The 5,470-nt window shown below is 64.3% G+C and carries 4 protein-coding genes; all 4 read left to right on the top strand.

What is annotated here, in order from left to right; translation table 11 throughout:
* Positions 1 to 553: 553 nt before the first annotated feature.
* Positions 554 to 931 carry a GntR family transcriptional regulator gene (locus I2E26_RS00435; RefSeq protein ID WP_147587790.1) on the top strand — a complete coding sequence of 126 codons (378 nt, stop codon included), beginning with the start codon at positions 554 to 556 and terminating at the stop codon, positions 929 to 931.
* Positions 932 to 933: 2 nt separating this feature from the next.
* Positions 934 to 1,887, top strand: coding sequence for an ABC transporter ATP-binding protein (locus I2E26_RS00430; protein ID WP_195419181.1), 954 nt, complete (start codon positions 934 to 936; stop codon positions 1,885 to 1,887).
* Complete coding sequence (locus tag I2E26_RS00425; protein WP_195419180.1) at positions 1,887 to 2,597, top strand: ABC-2 transporter permease; 711 nt, start codon at positions 1,887 to 1,889, stop codon at positions 2,595 to 2,597. Before I2E26_RS00430 ends, I2E26_RS00425 begins: the two co-directional genes overlap by 1 nt.
* A gap of 557 nt (positions 2,598 to 3,154) precedes the next feature.
* A partial coding sequence (locus I2E26_RS00420) for a metallophosphoesterase (RefSeq protein ID WP_195419179.1) occupies positions 3,155 to 5,470 on the top strand: 2,316 nt, incomplete at its 3' end.

The following is a 5,470-nucleotide window of genomic DNA, read 5'->3' as shown; positions in this document are numbered from 1 at the left end:
GCCGCGGCCCCTCGGCGTCGCCTTATCGAGAGGAAAAGCCGCTCCATCCGGGAGCTCTTCCGGAAACCTGACGCCGGCGGCCCGCGCCCGCGCTTTCCTGACGCCATCGGGTCCTTCCGGGCCCTCCGGGCGTCAGGAAGCCGCGGTCCCGCGTCCTTGTCGGGAGCGATGCGCGCGGAGGCGCCCGCGGCCCGCGGAAACCTGTCGGGGAGGCCCCCCGCCGCGCCCCGCCGGGAGGAATCGTCGCCGAACGCCGTCCGCGCGCGGAATCCTGACGGGAAGAGCCCCCGCCGCGTCGCTGCGGGTAAGCCTGCGGCGCCATGCTGGACCCAATCGAATGACCGTCTCCTCAATGGGCCGGGCGACGTGCCCCCCATTGTGCAGTCTTCTCGTTTCACTTCAAAAAGCCTTGCGCTGTGTATAGGTGTGTATATACTGTATCTATCGAGTATATACACCTATACTCGGTCATGGCGCTCCTGGGACGTCAAGGGGCGCTGTGCGGGCCGGCATAGGGACGCCTTGCCGGCGCAGTAGGGAAGGATTCAATTTCGTGGAAATCATCATTTCGAATTCGAGCACGAAGCCCATCTACGAGCAGATTTCCTCGCAGGTGAAGGAGCAGATCATGTCGGGGGCCCTGGCTCCCGCCGAGCAGCTCCCTTCGATTCGCGCATTGGCGAACAGCTTGCGCGTGAGCGCAATCACCACCAAGCATGCGTATGCGGACCTAGAGGCCCAGGGCTTTATTGAAACCGTACAGGGCAAGGGAAGCTTCGTTGCCGGTGGAAACGCCGAGCTGCTTCGCGAGGAGCGCTTGCGTCAGATCGAGGACAAGCTGGGGGCTGCCATCGATATGGCGCGCTCGCTCGACCTGCCGGATGACGAGCTCATCGAGATGATGAGGACCTTGTTGGAGAGTGACGACTAGCTATGGAAACAACGGTTTACGGCGCTCCGCTCATCGAGGCGCGCGGCGTGACGAAACATTACGATGGTTTCACGTTAAACGACGTGTCGCTCGCAGTTGAGCCGGGGCAGATCGTGGGCTTCATCGGTCAAAACGGCGCGGGAAAGTCCACGACGATCAAGGCGTTGCTGGGCCTCATCTCGATGGATGGGGGCGAGGCGCGCATCCTGGGCGTGCCGGCATGCGAGCTGAAGGGCGCATCGTCGCGCATCAAGGAAGAGGTCGGCGTGGTGTTCGACACCGTGTCGGTGCCCCCGCACCTTACGGTTGCCGAAGTCGGCAGGCTCATGGCATGTGCATACACCACCTGGGATGCCGCCGCGTTCGAGCGCTATCTGGGCTGCTTCAAACTCGAGGGCGCCAAAGCGGTGAAAGGACTATCGCGCGGCATGGGCATGAAGCTCAGCCTCGCCTGCGCGCTCGCGCACAGCCCGCGCGTGCTGATCCTGGACGAGGCGACCGCCGGGCTCGACCCCATGGCGCGTGACGAGGTGCTCGATATACTGCGCGCCTTCGTGGCCGTCGAGGATGCCGAGGGCCGTCTGCGCAACGCCATCCTCATGAGCAGCCACATCACAAGCGATCTTGAGAAGATCGCCGACGAGGTCGTCTGCATCGACGAGGGGCGCATCGTGTTCAGCTGCGCGAAGGATGAGATCACGGACCTGATGGGCGTGGCACGTTGCCGCGCGACCGAACTCGAGGAAATAATGGCGGGGATGCAGGCTCAGGCCGTCCTGCGTGCGATGCGGCACGAATACGGCATCGACGTGCTGGTCCCCGATCGCTTCGAATTCGCTCGCTCCTTCCCCCAGATTCCGTGCGACCGGGTGACGATCGACGATTACATGATGCTTTCGCTCAGGGGCGAGGAGCTCGAGCTGCGCGGTGCGGCGCTGAAGGGAGGCGAGCGGTAATGCTTCGTATGATGAAGATGGAGTTCACGATATTCACGCAGTACCTCAAGACGATGCTGTTCACGATGGCGTTCACCATGGCGTGCATCGCGGTGGGCATGGGTACGGTTACGGCGCTGCCGTCCATTGCGTTCATCATGATGATGTTCGGCATGTCGACGACAGGCTCGGCATATGACGAACAGAACGGTTGGGGTGCGTATCGCCTGGCGCTGCCCGTGTCGCGTCGCGATGTGGTGCTGGGCCGATACGCGTTCAACCTGATCGTTGCGATCGCGGCCGCCGCGGTCACGTCGGTGCTCGTCGCCCTGCTGGTAGGGTTCGGACAGGCGGTGCCGCTTACCGGTCGTCTCGCGGAGATGCTGTCGTGGGGCGACGAGGGCATCATGCCTTCTCTTGCGGGGCTGCTTGCTTGTGCGTGCATCGGCTTGGCGTTGAGTAGCGTGACGCTGCCGGCGTACTTCAAGTTTGGACAGACCAAGGCGACGCAGTGGCTGCCGTTCATCATGCTGTTGCTGAGCGTGGCGCCGTTCGTCGTCATCGGCCTCATGGGCGGCGAGGCGGCGGCGCTGCTCGACCGGGCCATGATGGCGTCGCGGCAGACGGGCGGTTTCGGCGCGCTGGGGCTGGGCGTTCTCGCTATCGCCCTGGCGGCGTATGCAGCGAGTGCGTTTGTTTCGGTCAGGCTCTACGAGGCGCGCGACCTGTAACGCCTATGGCGACGGACCGAGGCTTGCAGTTCGTTTGCTGCTGGGTCGACTGCCATAGCTCGGCGGGGCAGCGCGCAGGATAAGCCGAAAGCGGCGGCGCAGGCGCTGTCGCGCGCCGGGACCGCGCGTGGGAAAGCGGAATACAGCGGGGCGTTTGCCATAAGGCGGGCGCCCCGTTGCCGTTGCATCGGATTTTCGTATCGGTGTTGCCCGGTGCGCGCCAATCGCCGCGGTCGTTTGCCAGGGCTTTCTTCCTGCGGTCGCGTCGCCTTCGTCGGTCCCGCCGGCTGCAGCCGCTCTGGCGGCGCGCCCCGCTCCACGGTCATCTTCGCCCACGATCCGCTTGTGCCGTTTCCGCCCCGCTCGCCCCGCCCTAAACACTGGATTAGAAAACAAGACGAAGCGCTTACATCGCGCACGATGGCCTAACAATTCTTACAAAGAACTCGCCGAGGCTTAACAGCGGCCCACCGAGGCGTTAACACGTGCTCCCCATACTTGTGTTGCGGCCGCATTGCGGTCGTTTTGCTTTCAATACGTGATAGGAGCCAGTGTTTATGACACAGCATGCGATGAGCCGTCGTAACTTCGTTCGCTTTTCCGTGCTGGGTGCGGGAGCCGCAGCTGCAGCGTGCTCGATGCGCCCGGCTACGGCCGCTGCCGCCACAGCCGGCGCAGCGGAGTACCCCAGCAAGATCAAGATCGCCCACATCTCCGACCTGCATTATTTCTCCAAGACCCTGTGGTCCGATTGCCATGACTTCATGATCGCCGAGAACTCCGACCGCAAGATGTTCCGCGAGTCCGGTGCGATCATCGACAAGGCCATGGACGAGATCGTTGCCTATCAGCCCGATATCGTGATCGCATCGGGCGACCTCACCAAGGACGGCGAGCTCACCTGCCATCGCGAGCTGCACGAGAAGTTCGTGGCTGCCCGCGACGCGCTGGCCGCCGCCGGCAAGAACACCCTGTTCTGCGTCATCAACGGCAACCATGACATCAACAACGACGACAACGGCCGCGACTTCTCCAGCGGCACCGCCGAGCACACCGACCTGGTTGATCCACTTGCGTTCAAGGAGCTGTGGAAGGACTGCGGCTACGACGCGGCCATCGCCAAGTTCGACGAGGGCGGCGAGCGCGGCGGCAGCCTCTCGTACGTCGTGCGCCCCGCCAAGGGCATCACGATCATCGCCGTCGACTCCTGCAAGTACTCCACCGACCAAAACGGCCTGGACCGCGACGAGCACGTGACGTCGGGCGTGGTGGGCGAGAAGCTGCTGTCCTGGGTGGAGAACCAGGCCAAGCAGGCCCGCGCCGCCGGCGACATCGTCCTGGCCACGCAGCACCACGGCGTCGTTCCCCACTTCGATATGGAGCCGCAGCTGATGGGCGAGTATCTGGTGGACAACTACGAGGAGTGCCAGCGTCGTTACGCCGACGCCGGCATTTCGGTGGTGTTCACGGGCCATATGCACGCCAACGACATCGCGAGCGTCACGACGAAGGCCGGCAGCGTGCTGTACGACGTCGAGACCTGCGCGACCGTCACGTATCCGAGCGATATCCGCTTCGCCGAGCTGTCGTGGAAGCGAGTCGCCGGTACCGCCGACGTCGATGTGACCCTGTCGCTGGAGAGCCACGCGCTCGGCTCGGTCGATTATCACGACTTCGCGACGGGCGCGCTGCAGCGCATCGACGATATCACCGCTTACGGCGACGAGCGCCTGCTGTCAGTCGAGGTTGTGAAGACGATGATCGCCGACGCCCTGGTGGCGCCCATGCTGGATGCCGCGGCCGATAACGGCGGCGTGAAGCCCTTGATCGCCAGCCTGCTGTCCGGCATGGGCGTGGGCGACGGCACCGCCGAGGCGCTCGATCCGGCGCTGTTCGCCATGGTGCACGGGATGCTGCCCCAGTCGCAGGATGCGGCCATCATCATCGAGCTGCCCATCATCGGCAGCGCCGGCATCTGGGCGAATCCCGAGAACCAGCGCGTGATGGTGCAGAAGATGGAGGCGGGCGCCGGTGTCGAGCCCATCGCGCTCACCTTCGATAGCAAGACCATCGCCGCGCTGCGCGTGGCGCTGGTGAGCGAGCCCATGGCCACCGCGGCGGGTTGGTCGTACTACATCACCGCCGAGTCGCTGGCCAAGTTCCTGAAGCCCGTGTACGAGGGCATCGATTCCCAGATGCTGGTGGACGGCAAGGAGAACACGCTCGACCTGCTGCGCAGTCTGGTGGAGGTTCTCGTTACCCAGAACGCCTCCGACGGCAAGACGCTGTTCGACCTCATCAAGTTTGCCTACGGCGACCATCTGTTTGGCGATGAGACCTGCCCCGCATGGGTCGAGGCCGCTACGGCCAACATCAAGCTGACCGGTGCCGATCAGGATGGCAATCCCGTGTCGGACGGATCGCTCATCAGCTTCCTGCGTGCGACGATCAACGATTCCGGCAACCTGGGCAAGCTCAACGCCATGCTGGCGAAGATCAAGATCAAGTTCAGCGACCTGTTGGTGAAGGAGAAGGGCAACATCGCCATCGATATCGCTCTGGGCGCCATCGGCAACCTGAGCGCTATCCTGGGCCTGCTGGGGGAGAGGCCGGGCGACATGGTTCCGAATATCCCGTCGCTGGCGGAGCTCGCCCATGGTGCGCTGTATACGCTCACGCATGATGGCAACATCACCGCCGACCGCGCGTTTGGTTTCGGCGCCGCGCTGGTTGATCCTGATTGGGTGCCTGGCGGTGCCGGCGGTTCGGGCGACGGCGGCCATGGCGGCAGCGGCGGTAGCGGCAACAACGGCGGCGCTGCCGGCAATGGCGGCGCTGGCTCGACTGGCGGCGCTGGCTCGAAGCCGTCCCCG

The organism is Collinsella sp. D33t1_170424_A12 (genome assembly GCF_015554865.1).
Taxonomy (GTDB): Bacteria; Actinomycetota; Coriobacteriia; order Coriobacteriales; family Coriobacteriaceae; genus Collinsella.
The sequence above is the reverse complement of the archived record's forward strand: the minus strand, read 5'-3'. Positions and strand labels throughout refer to the sequence as shown.